The organism is Haloferax sp. YSSS75, assembly GCF_046764215.1.
Taxonomy (GTDB): domain Archaea; phylum Halobacteriota; class Halobacteria; order Halobacteriales; family Haloferacaceae; genus Haloferax.
This window is the reverse complement of the sequence record NZ_CP177206.1, coordinates 2,716,880-2,734,197: the sequence shown is the minus strand read 5'-3', so window position 1 is coordinate 2,734,197 and position 17,318 is coordinate 2,716,880. Positions and strand designations below refer to the sequence as shown.

19 protein-coding genes and 1 tRNA gene are annotated in these 17,318 nt (G+C 63.2%); 8 read left to right on the top strand and 12 right to left on the bottom strand.

What is annotated here, in order from left to right:
- Positions 1 to 4: 4 nt before the first annotated feature.
- Complete coding sequence (locus ACK3R5_RS14325) at positions 5 to 925, bottom strand: DMT family transporter (protein ID WP_411968666.1); 921 nt, start codon at positions 923 to 925, stop codon at positions 5 to 7.
- A 326-nt stretch (positions 926 to 1,251) separates the two neighbouring features.
- Positions 1,252 to 1,536, bottom strand: a complete 285-nt coding sequence (locus ACK3R5_RS14320; RefSeq protein WP_411967438.1) for a DUF6360 family protein — start codon at positions 1,534 to 1,536, stop codon at positions 1,252 to 1,254.
- Positions 1,537 to 1,638: 102 nt separating this feature from the next.
- Between ACK3R5_RS14320 and ACK3R5_RS14315 the strand changes: the two genes are divergently transcribed.
- Positions 1,639 to 2,031, top strand: coding sequence for a MaoC/PaaZ C-terminal domain-containing protein (locus tag ACK3R5_RS14315; protein ID WP_411967437.1), 393 nt, complete (start codon positions 1,639 to 1,641; stop codon positions 2,029 to 2,031).
- Between the two features lie 21 nt (positions 2,032 to 2,052).
- Here ACK3R5_RS14315 and ACK3R5_RS14310 read toward each other — a convergent pair whose 3' ends face one another.
- Positions 2,053 to 3,831, bottom strand: a complete 1,779-nt coding sequence (locus ACK3R5_RS14310; protein ID WP_411967435.1) for a nitrite/sulfite reductase — start codon at positions 3,829 to 3,831, stop codon at positions 2,053 to 2,055.
- Positions 3,832 to 3,918: 87 nt separating this feature from the next.
- Positions 3,919 to 4,239 (bottom strand): hypothetical protein, encoded by a 321-nt coding sequence (locus ACK3R5_RS14305; RefSeq protein WP_411964743.1) that lies wholly within the window; start codon positions 4,237 to 4,239, stop codon positions 3,919 to 3,921.
- Between the two features lie 304 nt (positions 4,240 to 4,543).
- Here ACK3R5_RS14305 and ACK3R5_RS14300 point away from each other — a divergent pair, with 304 nt between their 5' ends.
- Complete coding sequence (locus ACK3R5_RS14300) at positions 4,544 to 4,708, top strand: hypothetical protein (RefSeq protein ID WP_411967434.1); 165 nt, start codon at positions 4,544 to 4,546, stop codon at positions 4,706 to 4,708.
- 67 nt (positions 4,709 to 4,775) lie between these two features.
- Positions 4,776 to 5,447 carry a hypothetical protein gene (locus ACK3R5_RS14295; protein WP_411964741.1) on the top strand — a complete coding sequence of 224 codons (672 nt, stop codon included), beginning with the start codon at positions 4,776 to 4,778 and terminating at the stop codon, positions 5,445 to 5,447.
- On the opposite strand, the gene ACK3R5_RS14290 is transcribed toward ACK3R5_RS14295, so the two are convergent.
- Positions 5,435 to 6,679, bottom strand: coding sequence for a M20/M25/M40 family metallo-hydrolase (locus ACK3R5_RS14290; protein WP_411967433.1), 1,245 nt, complete (start codon positions 6,677 to 6,679; stop codon positions 5,435 to 5,437). The genes ACK3R5_RS14295 and ACK3R5_RS14290 overlap by 13 nt on opposite strands.
- Positions 6,680 to 6,763: 84 nt before the next feature.
- Here ACK3R5_RS14290 and ACK3R5_RS14285 point away from each other — a divergent pair.
- From ACK3R5_RS14285 to ACK3R5_RS14275, 3 genes are all read left to right on the top strand, one after another.
- Positions 6,764 to 6,837, top strand: a tRNA-Lys gene (locus ACK3R5_RS14285).
- A gap of 275 nt (positions 6,838 to 7,112) precedes the next feature.
- A complete protein-coding gene (locus ACK3R5_RS14280; protein WP_411967432.1) occupies positions 7,113 to 7,430 on the top strand; it encodes an RPA12/RPB9/RPC11 RNA polymerase family protein in 318 nt (105 codons plus the stop codon).
- Between the two features lie 93 nt (positions 7,431 to 7,523).
- A complete protein-coding gene (locus ACK3R5_RS14275; protein WP_411967431.1) occupies positions 7,524 to 8,132 on the top strand; it encodes a hypothetical protein in 609 nt (202 codons plus the stop codon).
- A gap of 242 nt (positions 8,133 to 8,374) precedes the next feature.
- Here the strand turns inward: ACK3R5_RS14275 and ACK3R5_RS14270 are convergent, their stop codons facing one another.
- From ACK3R5_RS14270 to ACK3R5_RS14245, 6 genes are all read right to left on the bottom strand, one after another.
- Positions 8,375 to 8,548, bottom strand: coding sequence for a hypothetical protein (locus ACK3R5_RS14270; RefSeq protein ID WP_411967430.1), 174 nt, complete (start codon positions 8,546 to 8,548; stop codon positions 8,375 to 8,377).
- A 90-nt stretch (positions 8,549 to 8,638) separates the two neighbouring features.
- Entirely contained in the window at positions 8,639 to 9,478 is an 840-nt protein-coding gene (locus ACK3R5_RS14265) for a hypothetical protein (RefSeq protein WP_411967429.1), read from the bottom strand.
- A 90-nt stretch (positions 9,479 to 9,568) separates the two neighbouring features.
- A complete protein-coding gene (locus tag ACK3R5_RS14260; RefSeq protein WP_411964735.1) occupies positions 9,569 to 9,880 on the bottom strand; it encodes a ferredoxin family protein in 312 nt (103 codons plus the stop codon).
- Positions 9,877 to 11,250 (bottom strand): FAD-dependent oxidoreductase, encoded by a 1,374-nt coding sequence (locus ACK3R5_RS14255; RefSeq protein ID WP_411964734.1) that lies wholly within the window; start codon positions 11,248 to 11,250, stop codon positions 9,877 to 9,879. The genes ACK3R5_RS14260 and ACK3R5_RS14255 overlap by 4 nt, the downstream gene beginning before the upstream one ends.
- Positions 11,247 to 12,257 carry an electron transfer flavoprotein subunit alpha/FixB family protein gene (locus ACK3R5_RS14250; protein WP_411964733.1) on the bottom strand — a complete coding sequence of 337 codons (1,011 nt, stop codon included), beginning with the start codon at positions 12,255 to 12,257 and terminating at the stop codon, positions 11,247 to 11,249. Before ACK3R5_RS14250 ends, ACK3R5_RS14255 begins: the two co-directional genes overlap by 4 nt.
- A complete protein-coding gene (locus ACK3R5_RS14245; protein WP_411964732.1) occupies positions 12,258 to 13,037 on the bottom strand; it encodes an electron transfer flavoprotein subunit beta/FixA family protein in 780 nt (259 codons plus the stop codon). It lies immediately after the preceding gene.
- Positions 13,038 to 13,181: 144 nt separating this feature from the next.
- Between ACK3R5_RS14245 and ACK3R5_RS14240 the strand changes: the two genes are divergently transcribed.
- Positions 13,182 to 13,793 (top strand): universal stress protein, encoded by a 612-nt coding sequence (locus ACK3R5_RS14240; protein WP_411967428.1) that lies wholly within the window; start codon positions 13,182 to 13,184, stop codon positions 13,791 to 13,793.
- A 13-nt stretch (positions 13,794 to 13,806) separates the two neighbouring features.
- On the opposite strand, the gene pepF is transcribed toward ACK3R5_RS14240, so the two are convergent.
- A complete protein-coding gene (gene pepF, locus ACK3R5_RS14235) occupies positions 13,807 to 15,609 on the bottom strand; it encodes an oligoendopeptidase F (RefSeq protein ID WP_411967427.1) in 1,803 nt (600 codons plus the stop codon).
- A gap of 349 nt (positions 15,610 to 15,958) precedes the next feature.
- Between pepF and ACK3R5_RS14230 the strand changes: the two genes are divergently transcribed.
- Positions 15,959 to 17,296 carry a M28 family peptidase gene (locus ACK3R5_RS14230; RefSeq protein WP_411967426.1) on the top strand — a complete coding sequence of 446 codons (1,338 nt, stop codon included), beginning with the start codon at positions 15,959 to 15,961 and terminating at the stop codon, positions 17,294 to 17,296.
- Positions 17,297 to 17,318 lie beyond the last annotated feature (22 nt).

Below are 17,318 nucleotides of genomic sequence, written 5' to 3'. Positions count from 1 at the left end.
CGTCTTATTCGGTCTCTGCGGGCCGTCTGACCGTCGTGCCGACGATTCTGGCCACGCTCTCGCGTTGGACCAACAGGAACCCGGAGACGATGACGCCGAATCCGAGAACCGTCCCCGACGAGATAGACTCACCGAGGAACGCCCATCCGGCGAGCGTCGCGACGATTGGCATCGCGTAGGCGACGAGGTTGCCCCGGACCGGTCCCGCCTCCGCGAGGAGTGCAAAGTACACCGGGTACGCCGCCGCCGTCGCCGGCATGCCGACGTAGAGGATGGCCGCGACGATGGTCGGTGACCACACAACCTGCGTGGGGGACTCCCCGAGTCCGAGACTCACGGCGTGGATGCCGACGGCGGCAACCACCATCGCCCACGCGGTGAGTGGAATCGTCCCGATAGTCGGGCCGACGCGTTTGAGCAAGACGGTCCCGAACGCGACGGCGATTGCCGCGCCGACGACGAGTGCCTGTCCTGCGCCGCCGCCACTGAGGAGACTCCCCGGGCCGACGATGACGACGACACCAGCGAGTCCGAAGAGGATGCCCACGGCGTCGACTGCACCGATGCGCTCGTCGTCGAGGAGGACCATCGCGAACACCGGCGAAACCACCGGCACGAGACTGTACATGATGGCCGCCGCACCGCTCGTCGCGTGCTGTTGTCCCAAGAAGAGCAACACGTTGTTCGCGCCGAGGACGAACGCGGCGCTGGCGAGCACACCGAACACGTCGGCGCGAGTGCGGGGACGCCAGTAGCCCCCGCGGACGGCGACGAGCGTCAGGAGGACGACTGCGGCGACGTCGATGCGGAGGGCCGCAAAGAGGACGGGCGGGACGGTGTCGATGGCGGCCTTGATGCCGACGAAGGAGGTGCCGAACAGCACCGCCGCCGCGACGAAGAGGACGAGGGTCCGGTGACGACTCACGCCACCACCCCCCGCGCTGTGGCCGGCGTTCGATTCGCCGGGTGAGCGCGGGAGGTAGTGAGCGGTCGACGGGCAATACGGAGACTGCGTGAAGGCCTCGTCAGTATCACAGACCATCGTTATCCTGGCGTTGCCATATGTCTAACGATTGGCTCTGTTGGTGGACGTATCCATTCCGATTGTACACGATTGAGCAAGTTTGTTGAGAAAATCAAGATAAAACTCACCATGGTCTGTGTTGTCACTGGGCGCTGGTACGTGGCGAAACCGCTCACTGTAGAACTCAGTCTGTAGACGGTCGAACTCGCAGAATACGGGCGTCTCGGTCAGTCGTCGTTCGCCGCTTCGACCCGCTCGGCGTGTTTCTCCAGGTCGGCCGCCAGCGTTCGCGCCTCGTCTGGCGAGAGCGTCACCCGGTCTGCGTGCGGCGGGAGCGTGTCGAGTTGCGTCCCGTCGAGTTCGAGTTCGAGCATGATTTCGTCTGGGTTCTTCCGTGGCGAGGTGACGTTCAGCACCGCGAACGCGGATTCGTCGAAGTCGTGCCCGTCTGCGGTTCCGTCGAGCAGGTCGAGAGTCGTGTATGCGTTGACTTTCAGGATGCGGTCTGTCATGGGTGAGTGCGGTTGGGTTGGTGGTGTTGGGGCTGTGGTCGAGCGTCGATTCGGGGCGTGCGTGGGTGAAGAACTATCCCTCGTTCGGCCATCGGACAGGGCATGCCCACGACTGACGTGCCGGCAGAGGGTGAGACCATCGTCAGGGAGCGAACGTTCACCAGGGAGGAGGTGCAGACGTTCGCGGACCTCTCTCGCGACGAGCAACCGATTCACACCGACCCGGACGACGAGGGGCGACTCGTCGTCCACGGGTTGTTGACCGCCACGCTGCCGACGCAAATCGGCGGCGAACTGGAAGTGCTCGCCCGCTCGATGGAGTTCGACTTCCTCACGCCGGTGTACACCGGTGAGACGATTCGCTGTGAAGTGACGATGACCGCCGTCGACGCCCGCGAGGACCGATACGACGTCGAAACCGACATCGTCTGTCGACGGGTGGCCGACGACTCCGTCGTCCTCCGGGGCGGGTTCGAGGGCCTCATCTGGCGATGAGTCGTCGCTTCAGTCGGCGGTTCAGTCGTCGCTCGTGATGGGCGTCCCGTCGGCCTGACTCGGTGCCGGACTCGCGTCCAGACTGTCGTCTTCTGCGTAGGGATACCACGTGCGCTTGGTGTTGTGCATCATCGGGTCTTCGTAGCTCGTCTCTTCGGGTTCGACGAGTTCGGTGAGTTCCGATTCGTCCGTCCGCGCGACGAACTCCCGGAAACTCTCGTCGCCCTGTCGACGCTCCTCGAAGTTCGCGAGGAGGTTCTTGATTGCGCCGGGCACCTCGTCTACCGGGACGCGCTGGGTGACCCACTCGGCGAAGTTCGGGTTCTCGCCGAGTCCGCCGCCGAGGCCGATGTCGAGCGCTTCGACCGGTTCCCCATCTTTGCGAGTCTTCATCCCGCGAAGGCTCACGTCCGCAATCTGTGGTTGCGCACACGAGGCCGTACATCCCGAGAGGTGGATGTGGAAGTCCTCGACGCCGTCGGGGAGTTCGACGTTCTCCTTCAGCCAGCGCGCGTAGCGGACCTGTCGGTTCTTCGTTTCGACGATGGAGAGCGAACAGAACTCGGTGCCCGTACAGGCGACAGAGCCACGCATGAACGGGTGCGGGTCGGGCGAGTAGTGTTCGAGGAGTTCCTCGTCCTGTAGTGCGTCGAGTTTCGCCTCGGGCACGTCCGTGATGATGACGTTCTGGCGCTGCGTGACGCGAATCTCGCCGGACCCGTACTCGTCGGCGACGCGGGCGAGTTCCTTCGTGTCGTCGACGCCCATGCGTCCGACGAGGACGTCGAGGCCGACGTAGTAGTTGCCGTCGGCCTGTTCGTGAATGCCGACGTGGTCTGCGTGACCGCCGTTTGTATAGCCCGAGTTGTACGAGTACTCCGAACGGAGGTCCTCGCCGGCAGTCTCCAGTTCGAAGTCGACGTACTCTTCCTGCAGGACGTTGCGGAACTTCTCTGGTCCCCACTCGTCCAGCAGGAACTTGATGCGGGCGTTGTAGCGGTTCTCGCGGTCACCGTTGTCGCGGAAGAGCGCAGAGATGGCTCCCGAGACGACCGGTGCCTGCTCGGGCGTCACGAAGACGTCGATGTCGCGGGCGAGTCGCGGTTCGTTCCGGGAGAGGCCCCCGCCGACGCGGATGTTGAATCCCTTCGTCGCCTCGCCGTCGAGTTCCTTCGTCGCGGGTTCGAGCGCAAGGTCGTTGATGTCGCCTTGGCCACAGCCTTCGCGGCACCCGGTGATAGAGACCTTCCACTTGCGGGGGAGGTTCGAGTGGTCGTCGTTGCCTTTGAACGTCTCGTTGAGTTCCATCGCGACGGGCAGCGCGTCGACGTGTTCGTGTTTGTCCTTGCCGGCGACGGGACAGCCGACGATGTTACGCCACGAGTCGCCACAGGCCTGCTGGGTGGAGAGCCCGACCGATTCGAGTTTGTCGAAGATGTCGGGGATGTCCTCCAGTCGAATCCAGTGCAGTTGGATGGACTGACGGGTCGTCCAGTCGACGTAGCCGTTCCCGAAAATCGGGTTCCCGGCAGGGCCGCGAGCGTACTCGTCGGCGACGTCGGCGACGACTTCGGTCTGTCCGGGCGTCAGCACACCGTTCGGCGTCCCGATACGCATCATGAAGTACGACTCTTGGCCGTTCCGCTGGTGGTACAGGCCCCACCATTTGAAGCGCTCGAACCACTCGTCGCGCTCGTCTTCGGGGATGGCGTCCCATCCCTCTTCTGCGAACCGGAACAGATGCTCCCGTATCTCGTTACCGTAGACTTCTGATTTCCATCGTTCGACGTCCGTGGGCATTACGACACCCATGTATTCCCCGACGTAAGGCCGCGAGCGTACCGTCAACCCTTCCCGGTGCTGTCGAACGGAGGCAAAAAACCCCGCTTAATCGTGGGTCCGCTCCCGAACGGGGAGGACAGCCTGCTCACGGTCGATATCGGCGAATTGGCCGTCCGAGAGGCGTCCGACCGGAACCCATCCGGGGACGCCCGACTGGCCGCAGGCGATACACTGTCCGTACACTTTCGCGTCGATGGTCTGTCCGTCTGCACCGACAGCGAGGACGTTCTCGACGACGAAATCCGGCAGGTCGCACGCACAGAACGCCGGCGCGTCGAGACGCCAGAGTTCACTGACGCTCACTTCTCTCGCATCGTTCACAGAGACCCACGCGCCGTCGTCGAGGACGCGCAACGAGACACTCATGGTTGGTCGTCCGCGTCCCGGCTACCTATGCTGGACGGCGAACGCAATCCCCGCAGGAGAGCGCGACGCCGGGTCTCGTCACAACCGGAGTGCAGTCGTGCGATTTTGACGCTTTCTCACCGTCTGAGGTAGGGGCAACCGGTTCCGGTAACCGGGAGTGGGGGTACACATTACAGGTGCGGATTCCCTTATCTGGGTGCCCCCCAACTGTGGCGATGATGAGTGACTATCGAACCGCCGTCAGAGAACACGCCTCCGCCGACGCGGCACCCGAACTGTTCGACGCCGAATCGGAGGAATCCGAATGAGTGGCGACGCGGAACTCGACGTTCGGCACGATTCCGAATCGAAGACAGAGACGGACGCGGACGAATCACCGGCAGACGTGACCGCCCACCTCGACGATTTGGAGGACGGCGCAGGGTGTACCGAAATCTGGTCGCACCTCTCGGAGTCGCGAGAAGAGTGAACGCTCGCGCGTCACCCCCACCACTCAGGGGGATGTTTTTAACCGAGAACGCGCAACCGACTCGTAGATGACGAACGACGAACGCCGACGCACCCAGCAGGTCCCGGCCGACAGGCGAGAACCTGTCGGTGAGCCCGTGGTCCGCGGCGACCCTGCCGTCACGGGTGAGCGTGCCCGTGAGGCAGTCGGGTTCGACCCCGACGACCCAGAGAGCGTCGCGGAAGCCGCCCGCACAGTGCGCTCGTTCGCCGAGTCTTCGGCGGGCGACGACCACGTCTTCATGCTCCGTGGTGCCGCCGCCTGTGCCGCGTTGGTCCGTGGTGTCGGGTCCTACAAACAGGCCGCAGAGATGGCTGGTGGTGACGTCTCCGTCTCGTTCATCCGCAAGTGGGCCCGTGTCCACGACCTGCCGCAATCGGTCCGCCGACACGTCGCTCGCGGACATATCGCGCCGACGGCGGCCAAACATATCGCTCGGGTTTCCGGCGACGCGCGACTCCACCTCGCGTGGGCGACGCTCGACGGTGACCTGACGGTTCGAGAGGTTCGCCGTCTCGCCAGCGAGGTCAACAAGGGGACGCCCGTGGTCGAGGCCCTCGCGTCCCACGGCGTCGACGTCGGCACGTTAGACGTGTCGCTCCCGCCTGGTGTCTATCTCGAACTCCGACGACGCGCCTCGTTGACCGACGCCGAACCGGGTGACGTCGTCGCCGAGGCGTTGACCGACTACTTCGACTGAAGGAACCGCTGTGCCGTCTCGCAGATGACCGCACGTGCCGTCTCCACTTCGGCCCACTCGATACGCTCGTCGGGGAAGTGCGCCTGGTCGATGTTCCCCGGGCCGAACACGACTGTCGGGATGCCCGCTTCGACGTAGAGACGCGAGTCCGCGCCGTACGTCGCACCGACCGGGTCGTCGTCGAGCGACTTCGCTCGAAGCGCCGCTCGAAGCGCGCCGACGACGGGTTCGTCGGGGTCCACTTCGGCGGGTTCGAACTGCACGGAGAATCGTTCGAACGTCGGCGGATGCTCTGAAAGCCATTCGTCGTCGGCGACGACGCTCGCCAGTCGCGCTTCGAACGCCTGTTCGACGTCGGCGACGCTCTCGCCGGGTGCGACACCCAGTCGCCACTCCGCGGTGAGCGTCCCGGCGACGCTCGACGCCCACGACCCTGCTTCGACTCGGCCGACACAGATTGGCCACGGTATCGGGTAGTCGTACAGTGGGTGTGAGACGTGTTCGTTCCGCTCGGTTTCGAGTTCGAAGAACGCCTCACGGATAGTTTCGAACTTCGGAAGGACGTCGACGCCGCGCCATCGCGAGGCGGCGTGGGCCGTCCGACCGGTCAGGTGGAGTCGCTTCATCACCGACCCTTCGGTGGCGACGACCGGTTCGAGTCGCGTCGGTTCGGCCACCAGTGCGGCGTCTCGCTCGAAGGGGTAGGGGTTGTCGAGCGCGGCGGCAGCAGCGCCGATACCGCCCTCTTCTTCGCCGACGACGCTCTCGACGACGATTCGGCCGTCGACGTCGACGTCGCCGGATTCGACCGCCTCTTTCAGGTCGAGTGCGGCGAAGACGCACGCGGAGAGTCCCGACTTCATGTCGGCCGCACCGCGAGCACTGACCGTCCCGTCGTCGTCGTCCCACCGGGGGAGGAACGGTTCGTGAGACCACAGTTCCGCGTCGGCGGGAACCACGTCGACGTGTCCGTTGAGGACGAGCGTCTTTCCGGCCTCAGGGTCGCCGAATTCGAGGACGCCAGCGACGCTCGGTCGGTTCATCGTGTCGAGTTCGTCTGGGTCGTCGGGAAACGACGGGTGGTCGGTGAGTCGCCGCGGGTCGGCGTTCCACTCGTACGTCTCGAACCCGAAGTCGTGCAAGCGGTTCTTGAACCACGTCTGCGCGGGTGCTTCGGCCCGGGCGACGCTCTCGAATCGGAGCAGTGTGTCGACGAAGTCGCGCAGTTCCATACATGGTAGACGGCAACGGGGTACAAAGCAAGTGGGGGAACGAAAATAAACGCTTATCAGTATCCCCACTTAAAGAAAATTCGAGGGCTGGTAGCTCAGTTAGGCAGAGCGTCTGGCTTTTAACCAGACGGTCGGGGGTTCAAGTCCCTCCCAGCCCGTTTCTACGACGAACTCACGTGAGGAGTGAAACGGCTCCGTGGGCCTTGAACCAGGGAGCGAACGCAGTGAGCGAGTGAGGTTCAAGTCCCTCCCAGCCCGTTCTTACACTCGCGTCCACGAGACGCAGAGCGCCTCGTGAGAGCGACAGCGAGCGGTGGTCAGTTCCCGTTGAGAAGACTGAACTCGGCGAGTCGCGCACAACGAAGTGAGCACGTCGCACGCCGAGAACCGGAAATTAATACATATATCCGACACCCGTCTATTCCTGGCTACTATGCAATTCTGTGACGAGTGTGGTTCGATGATGCACACGGAGGGCGGCACATGGGTGTGCCGCTCCTGTGAGAACGAGGAGCCACGGGACTCGAAAGCAGAAGCGGCGATGACGACCCAAAACGTACAGCGGGACGACGGGGCACCCACCGTGGCTGACGCGAGTCAGGGCTCCACCGAGACGATGCAGGAGCCTTGTCCGGCGGACGACTGTGACAGCGACCGTGTCTACTACGAGATGATGCCGAAGCCGGGCGGCTCCTACGAAGTTCGGCTGTTCACCTGCGTCGAGTGCGGCCACAAGTGGCGTGAGTCCTGACGGCGCACCTCTGCGACCTAGTTTCCACTGAGAAGCGGGACCGTGAAGACGAACTATCGATTAACTGAAACGCGAGTACGGTCTGGTTTTCGTATGCAATGGCTGGATGCACTCGTTCGTCCTTTCGAGCGGTATGCGGATGCGCGCTCCGCTAAAAGTCACGGTATCGCCGCCTTCGTTTCGTTTTGCATCTTTGTCGGGGTGATCGCTCTGGGGTTCGTTCCGGTGACTCGCCGAATCGAGACGTCCGGTTATTCCACTGCAGATTTACAGTCCGCGACGACCCGAGAAGAAGTGGACACGATACTACAGGCCTTCGACCCAGTCGTGGACTCGGTGATGCTTCTCTCCATCCTCGATTACGTCTTCATCGTCGCAGGGTTCTTCTTGTTTTTCTCGCTTCATTCGGTCTGCTTGAAGGCGTTGGCAGGCCACGGCAGGTTAGTCCTGATACCGAAGATAGGGATGGCCCTGACAGTCGCCTCTCGACTTCTCGACTCCCTGGAGAACCTATGGGTTATCCTCATCTACACGAATCCCGACGATTACGCGACCATCCTGATCGGTCTCATGAACAACTCTGAAGCGTTGAAATGGATGGTCGTCAGTGTCGAATATCCGATGCTCGGCACTGCCATCGCACTTGCACTGCTGACTCGGTTTACTCCACTGTTCGACGGTCGCTCAGAGAGCCCACAGTGAGCAGTTAGAATTTTCGTCCGGTGAGAGGTGTTCGGTAGCTGTGCTGACTGGACGGCTAACCGATGGCCGCGTTCAGTTCGAAACACGAAGTTCGGGGACACTGACCCGGAAAATCAAAAAGAGAGGTACGTCGATGGGGTTCCGAGTCGAACAGGCACTGAAGGAGTCTCCAACCATCAATTGGGCAGACGACTTCTCGATAACGGACTGGATTGACCACGTACGGTCGTAACCCAGCACTCTCACCGCTTCCGTATCTCCGCCTTCACCGGTGGTTCGACCACCACGAGTTCGTAATACTCTCCCCCCTTCCTGAACCCGAGTACCACCTCTTCGACGTCGCAGTCCTCTCCCAACTCGACTTCGAGATGCTCGGTTGACATTTTCGTTCGAGATAGTTGTTGTTCATCTATCACTAAAAACGTTTTTTCGGGGACGGCTAGAGTATCCGCTCCTGCGTAGAGACTGCCGAACGAGAATGTCGCCGGTCTGTGGTGCGCCGTCCGTCACTCGGCAGTGGTCGTTACGGCCCCGGTTTCGGCCTCTCCGACCGGAATCTCTGTCTCCCACTCGTCGCGTCCCCAGTCGAGTCGAACGGGTGCTTCGTCGCCGTCTCCGACGACTCGTGTGGTCGCTTCCAGTTCGGCCGTCGTTCCTGCATCGAGCGTCACTGTGACCGTCTTCGACCCCGAAACGTAGTTTCCCTTCAGACTCGCACCGAACGTTCCCGTCCCCTCGCCGGCGTTCTCGACGGTTGCCCGAACCGTCGCAGTCGTCTGTTCGTCGGGGGGTAGCTCCGCCGGTGAGACACTGAGGTCGGAGACGTGGAATCTCGGCGGGCGGTTCAGTCGCTCCAGCGTCGTCTCCGAGAGCGAGTGGAGTCGCATCCCGTCGCCGATGACTGCTCCCGTCTCGTACTGGTCGCCCTTCGAGACGGCGAAGGCGACGTCGGTAGTGTTCGACTCCCACGGGACCGGTTGGCGGTCAGCCAACGCCGTCGCTTGGCCGTCCAACTGCAGGCCCAACCGCTCGCGAACCGCCTCGTCGTCGAGCGACGAATCCACGCTGACGACCACGTACTGCGTCTCGCGTCTGGCGTGGACGTGTGGATGCACGCCAGCGAGCGGATACTCGACGAAATCTGTAACAGCGAGTTCGACCGGAGATATCTCACCGGGCGGCGTCGAGTCCGTCTGTGCGTCGTCCGAATTCGAATCGTTCGTCGTTCCCGTCGAACCCGCGTTCGCGTCGGTATCGCCTCCGTCTGCGAGACACCCCGCGAGTCCGGCGAACGTGAGACACCCCACTGTCAGGGCACGACGACGCGTGCAGTCGGTGGAGGGCATGTCGAACAGATATCACTCGTCGGGTAAATGTCTCGTGTCTGTTCGTGACTCGCGTGGTCCGAAAAATGGGCCGCGACCGACGGGTGCCGTCTATCCCTGTTTGAACACGACGCCGCCACCGGTCTTCGGGTACTCCCATCTGACGTTGTCGTGGGGGCACCCGAATCGGCAGGTACCGCATTCGAGGCAGTTCTCGTAGGCGATGTGCGGGATGCCGTCGCCGTCGTCTTCGACGGTCCAGACTTCTGCCGGGCAGACCTGCATACACTCGTTGGTCGTACACTCGGTACAGACGTCTGGGTTCTTCACCCCGAGGTGCGATTCGCCTGCGTCACGATATTTGACCGTGTAGAGACGGTCCTCGATGCTTACGTCTGGAACGTGCGGTTGTGCCGTGCTCATGATAACATCCTCCGGAAGCGCCACGCGCGTTTCGCAGCACCGAACCACCCACCAGCAGCTTCGAGGAGGCGGTCACGGGCCGCGTCGGTGTGTTCGTCTTTCGACGTGCGGTCCATCCTGAAGTACTCCGTCTCGGCGTCGGCCAGTGCCCGCGGGAGGTCCTCGAAGAGGAACTCGCGGTCGTCTGCGATGGTCTGCTGGAACCAGTCGTAGTGTCGCAGGTTCTCGACGACGAACGAGTTCTCGAGGTCACGCGGGTAGTCCGCGAGTGCCGCTTCGTCGCTGCGGCCGTCTGCGAGTGCGGACACGATTGCCTTGCCGGCGTAGTACCCACTCTCGACGGCCATGTTGGTCCCTTCGAGGTGGATACCACTGTTCAACACTAACCCGGCGGCGTCACCGACGACGACGGCCCCGTCGTGGACGAGGTCCGGCATCGCGTCGGCCCCACCTTCGGGGATGACGTGTGCGGAGTACTCGATACGGCGGCCACCACGAATCAGTGGGGCCACCGCGGGGTGCGATTCGAACGCGTTGAGTGTCTCTTCGGGTGTCTGGCCGTGTGCAGCGTCTTCGATACGGTACGCGACGCCGACGCTGACACTGCGTTTGTTCGTGTAGACGAACCCGCCGCCGACCGCTTTGCCGACGGCACCGTCACCGAAGTAGTTGTACGCCGCACCGGCGTCGCCGTCGAGTCGGAACCGGTCTTCGATGGTGTCTCGGTCGAGTTTGAACACCTCTTTGACCGAGATGGCGACGTCTTCTCGGTCCGGACTCTCTTTGAGGTCTGCGCCCTCGCTGACGAGCGAGTTCGCCCCCTCGGCGAGGACGACCACCGGGGCGCGAATCTCGCCGTCTGGACGGTCCGTCTTCACGCCGGTAATCTTCTTTCCGTCGCGGATGAGGCCCGTCACCGTCGTCTCGGTGATGAGCGTCACGCCCGCTTCGACGGCCTGCTTCGCGAACCACTCGTCGAACCGCCGTCTGAGGACGGTGTACGAGTCGTTGTGGGGGTCGTCGCGCCACTCACCGGGACGAATCGAGACGGCCGTCTCGTCGCCTTCGTCGGTGAGCATCGAGTAGCGTTTCTCGGCGATGTACCGCTCCATCGGCGCGCTGTCGACGTCGACCAGTTCGCGGATGGTCGGCGTGTAGAGCACGCCGCCGAAGACGTTCTTGGTCCCCGGTGCCGGACCGCGTTCCAGCATCAACACGTCGAGGCCCTCGCGGGCCATCGTCAGTGCGGCGGCGGTCCCAGCGAGGCCAGCACCGACGATGATGGCGTCGTACGTGTCGTTGTAGTCCGGCGTCTCGGACACCATCTTCGGCAGTTGCAGGCTTCCGTTCGTCGCTTCGTCTGCGCTCATGCTGCTACCTCCTTCTTCTCTCGAATCATCGCAGTGAGTTTCGGCAGGACTTCGTGGAGGTCACCGACGATACCGTAGTCGGCGTGTTCGAAGATGGCCGCGTTCGGGTCGGTGTTGATGGCCACCACGTAGTCGCTGTCGTTCATCCCTTCGAGGTGCTGGACGGCACCCGAGATACCGGCGGCGATGTAGAGGTGCGGCCGGACGGTTTTACCGGTCTGGCCGACCTGTCGTGCCGGTTCGACCCAGCCTTCGTCGACGGCGGCGCGACTGGCAGCGACTTCGCCACCGAGTGCCGCTGCGAGTTCGGCGATGGGTTCGAAGTCGCCTTCACACCCCGCACCACCGGCGACGACGACGTCGGCGTCGGTGATGTCGACGACGTCGCTGACGACGCGCTCGATGACCTCCGAGAGCGTATCTTTCTCTTCGACGACGACGTCGACTTCCTCGATGGCGTCGGTATCGACGTCCGTCTCGGTGGGTTCGCTGGCGTCGAAGACACCGGCGCGAACCGTCGCCATCTGTGGGCGGTGCGAGGGACACTTGATGGTCGCCATCGCGTCACCGCCGAACGTCGGCCGACTCGCGAGGAGCAGGCCTTCGTCGTCGACGTCGAGTTCGGTACAGTCGGCGGTGAGTCCGGCGTGTGCCGGGACGGCGACACGGCCTGCGAAGTCGCGGCCAGTGTGCGTCCCGCCGATGAGGACGATGCTCGGTTTGCGCTCTTCGACCAGTGCGCGGAACTGTTCGCCGTATGGGTCCGCCCGGTAGGGTTCGAACACCGGGTCGTCGGCGACCAGTGCGCGGTCAGCGCCGCGAGTGAGTGCTTCTTCTGCGAGGTGCGAGACACCGTCACCCATCACGAGTGCGGTGAGGGGTTCGTCCATCTCGTCGGCGAGTTGGCGGCCTTTCGAGAGTAGTTCCCACGAGACGGGTGCCGCTTCGCCGGCGTGCTGTTCGACGAACACCCAGACACCTTCGTACTCGTCGATATCGACTGTCATTTAGAGTACCTCCATCATACGTTCGTACAGTTCGTCGACGTCGTCGACGCGTTCTCGCTCGCGTTCGACCGGTGTCGCAGTGTCCATCCCGCCGACTTTCGTCGGCGAGTTCGCGAGTCCGACTTGGTCTTCGATGCCGAGGTCAGAGGCGTTCCATTCGACGGGTTCGAACTCCGTCTCGGCGAAAATCTTGCGGTGTAAGCCGGCCGGGCGTGGCCGGTTCGCACCGAACTCCATCGCGACGACGACGGGCAACTTGGCGGCCACGCGTTCGTAGCCACCCTCCACGTCTCGCTTTCCGACGAGGATGCCCTCGTCTGGTCGCGGTTCGAGTTCTTCGGTGTAGGTGAGTTGCGACCACCCGTTGTGGGCAGCGATACCCGGCGGTACCTGTCCAGTAGAAGAGTCGGTACTCTCTTCGCCGCAGATGACGACGTCGGCGTCGAGTTCGTCCGCTGCTCGGGCGAGTGCGAGGCTCGTCGGCCACGTGTCACTCCCACCGAATGCGCGGTCAGTCAGCAGTACGCCGCCATCAGCGCCGGCACCGACTGCCGTCTGCAGGACTGCCTTGGCCGGAGGTGGACCCATCGTTATCGCGGTCACTGTCCCCCCAACCTCCTCGCGAAGTGCGAGTGCGGACTCGACGGCGTTTTGGTCGGGTCTGTTCAGAACCGCAGGGGCGTCAGACCGGTTTAGCGTCCCTGTATCGGGGTCAATCGTGACGTCGTCCGCGTCGGGAACCTGCTTGACACAGACGACGATGTTCCATCCGTCATTCATGATTAGACGGCGCCGTCGTACGCGGCGCTCGAAGAGAACTATGTACTGGGGGTGTACATACCGGGGCGGTCATTCTCGAAAAATAGGAACGGAATATGTACTATTATTCCCCGCATATCCTACACCTCTTCAGGAGGGTCACCAATGTACACTCATATCCTCGTCCCAGTCGACGGCAGCCCAGAAGCGGAGAATGCGGCCCGTCACGCGGTCCATCTCGCTGACGAGGTTGGCGCAGACGTTCACGCACTGTACGTCTCTGGGGACCAATCGTCCGACGAATCGACGGCGAAAGCCATCGCCGACTGCGGACGACGCGCACTCGAAGAGGTTCGCGAACACGGCGACGAACACAGTGTCACCGTCGACACCACCGTCTCGGAGGGCGAACCTGCCCGGACGATTGCCGAGTTCGCCACGGCGACTGACGTCGACCTCGTCGTCATGGGGACACACGGCCGCAATGGCGTCGATAGACTGCTCAACGGGAGCGTCGCAGAACGCGTCGGCCGGTTGGTCTCGGTTCCCGTGACGACGATTCGACTCGACGACAGCAGACAGGCAGTGGCCTCACCACTGGAAGCACAGCGAATCGCCCGCGAGAAACTCGAAGTGACGGGCCACGAAGACGCCGTCGTGGAGTCGCCGTCACACCAGCGAACCGCCTGGGTCGTCCACGCCACCGACGACAGAGGCGAGTACAATATTCACATCAACAGCGCGTCCGGGCGGGCGAAACTCGTCCAACTGGGCTGAGAGCGTTCGTTTTCTACGCGTCGAGGTTCAGCAACTCGGCCGCTTCGTCGAGGAACGACTCGTAGACCGTCATCGCGTCTTCTATCGGTTCTGGTTCGGTCATGTCGACGCCCGCCGTCTGCAACACGTCGAGTGGGTACTCGCTGCCGCCGAGTGCGAGGGCGTCGCGGTAGTCTGCGGCGGCGGACTCGCCGTCGGTTCGGATGCGCTCGACGATGGCGGCGGCGGCCGAGATACCCGTCGCGTACTGGTAGACGTAGTAGTTGTAGTAGAAGTGGGGAATCCGCATCCACTCCCGGGCGATGTGGTCGTCAGTCTCGGCGGGTGCGTAGTACTCCGCCTTCAGGTCGCCGTATATCTGGTCGAACCGGTCCGGGGTGAGCGCGCCGTCCGCCTCGACGATTTCGTGAATCTGCAGTTCGAAGTCGGCGAACATCGTCTGGCGGAACAGCGTTGAGCGGAAGCGTTCGAGATACTCGTCTAAGACGTGCATCCGGAGTTCGTCGTCGTCGACGTTTTCGAGGAGGTACTCCGTCAGGAGCGTCTCGTTGACCGTCGAGGCGACTTCGGCCGTGAAGATGTCGTAACTCGCGTCGTGCCACGGTTGGGCGTCGTTGGCGAGTTCGGAGTGCATCGAGTGGCCCAACTCGTGAGCGAGCGTGAACATCGAGGCGGCGTCGTCCTGATAGTTCATCATGATGAACGGTTGGGTGTCGTAGGTGCCCGACGAGAACGCCCCGGCACGCTTGCCGCGGTTCTCGTAGACGTCCACCCAACGGTCTTCGAGGCCCTCGGCCATCCGCGACTGGTACGCTTCTCCGAGTGGGGCCACCGCTTCGACGATGTACTCCTTGGCCTGTTCGTACGAAATCTCCGGGCCGTGGTCGCCCGTCAGCGAGACGTAGAGATCCCACATCTGTAACTCGTCGGCACCGATAGCCTGCCGCTTCAGTTCGGCGTGGCGGTGAAGTTGGTCGAGGTTGTCGCGGACGGTGTCCAGCAGGTTGTCGTACACTTCGACCGGAACGTTCGGGCCGTCCAGTGCCGACTGTCGGGCGGTGTCGTAGTTGCGGATGCGGGCCTTCTTCACGTCGGCTTTGACGCTGTTCTTCAGCGACGACCCGACGGTGTTGCGCACGTCCTTCCAGCGGTCGTAGAACTCCTCGTGGACGGCCTGTCTGAACTTCCGGTCTGGGTGTTTCTGGAGTTTGGTGAAGTTCCCCTGCGTTATCTCGACGGACTCGCCGTCGGGTTTCTCGACGGTGGGGAACTCCAGGTCGGCGTTCGCGAGCATGGAGTAGATATCGCTCGGCGACCCTGTCACGTCCGAGAGGTCCGCGAGGACCGCCTCCACTTCGGCCGACCGGGTGTGTTCTTTCGTCCGAAGCACGTCGTCGAAGTGGTGCTCGTAGGCTTCGAGCGCCGGTTCTGCTTCGACGTACTCCTCGACGCCGTCACGACCGAGTTCCTGTATCTCTGGGTCGAGATAACTGACGGCGCTTCGTGCCTTCGACGCCAGTGCCTCGGCGCGTCCGGCCTGTGCCTGATACTCCTGGTTGCGCGTATCTTCGCTGCTGCGAAGGCTGGCGTACGAGACGACCATCGAAACCTCACGGAGCACCGACTCCATCGTCTCGAGGAGTTCCAGAAGCGTCTCGGGGTCTTCTGTCGCACGACCCTCGTAGGCTTCGAGTTCGGGGATTCGCTCGGCAACGTCCTCGTAGGCGGCCTCCCACTCGTCGTCGGAGGTGTAGATGCTGTCGAGGTCCCACTTGTACTCCTCGTCGATGTCGCTCCGCTCGGGAACCGAACTCATGACTCACCCGTCGCGCGCGCGGTTGGTAAGCCTTGTCAATCGACTGCCGGCGAGGAGAAGAGTGGGCGATGCAACGTCGAGATTAGTGCCGTGTGGCTCTCGCTTGTCGTACCTGCGCACCGTCGCGAACCATATCCTCACAGTGAGGACAGACCCGCGGCTCCTCCATGCCTTCTGGTGCGAACACCCTCACATACCCTTCCGTAACGAAAGAACCGCAGTTCTGACATTGTGGCATGGTAACTCGGCGTACCACGTCAAATTAGTTAGAAGTTGTGCATAAATTTTTTATCTAAGTCCTGTGCGTTGGTGGCACAAACGACTTTGACGGCGACGGTGTGGATGGTGCATGGACGACCTTTCGTCGGCGGCCCGAACTGCCGTCGCCCGAACGTGGACGGACGACAGACCGTGGGCGTTTCTCACCCGCCTCACGTCGCTCGGCGACCGGATGGCCGGTGGTGCGGGGGACGCTCGTGCGGGCGATATCGTCGCCGACGCGTTCAGGGACGCTGGTCTCCGAGACGTCGAATTCGACCCCTTCGAGATGGCTCACTGGACGCGTGGTGAGACGACACTCGAACTCACCGCCCCCGACGAGCGTTCGTTCGAGGCCATCGCACTCCCGTACTCACCGCCGGCGGACGTCAGTGGCCCACTCGTAGACGTTGGGTACGGGACGCCGGCCGAAATCGACGACCACGACGTCGAAGACGCCATCGTCGTCGCCAGCACGACGACGCCCGACGGCGGGCGCTTCGTCCACCGCATGGAGAAGTTCAACTACGCCATCGACTCGGGGGCCGTCGCGTTCGTCTTCGTCAATCACGTCCCCGGACAACTCCCACCGACCGGGGCGCTCCGATACGACGAGGAGGCACTCGCCCCCGCCGTCGGCGTGAGCGACGAGACGGGGGCGTGGTTGCGGGACTACGCGAGTCGGGGTGGGGAGGCGCGCCTCGCTGTCGACGCCGCCACGGACCCCGGCGAGAGCAGAAACCTCGTCGGGACGGTGGGTCCCGACACACGACGAGAAGTCGTCTTCTGTGCCCACTACGACGCCCACGACGTCGCCGAAGGCGCACTCGACAACGGGTGTGGCATCGCAACCGTCGTCACCGCGGCGCGAATCCTCGCGTCGATGGACCTCGAAGTCGGCGTCCGCGTCGTCGGTGTCGGTGCCGAAGAACTCGGGTTGACCGGCGCAGAGCACCTCGCTCAGACGCTAGATTGCGACCGAATCGCCGCCGTCGTGAACGTCGACGGCGCGGGCCGGTTCCGTGACATGGTCGCGATGACCCACTCGTCGGAGGCGATGGCCGACGTGGCAGAGACAGTCGCAGACGAGACACGTCACCCGATTCGAGTCGAATCGGAACCACACCCATTCAGCGACCAGTGGCCGTTCGTCCGGGCGGGCGTCCCCGGCATCCAACTCCACAGCGACAGCGGCGAACGTGGCCGTGGATGGGGACACACGAGCGCGGACACGCGCGACAAAGTAGATGACAGAAACATTCGGGAACACGCGATACTGGGGGCACTGCTCGTCCGCGAACTCGCGAAACGGACCGCAGACGACGAGATTCCACGACTCGACGACGACGAACTCGCCGGTGCGTTCCGGGAGGCGAACTTCGAGGTGGGGATGAAAGCGGCGGGTATCTGGCCTGCCGGGTGGGAGTAGGCGACTTCACCGACCTGTCGCT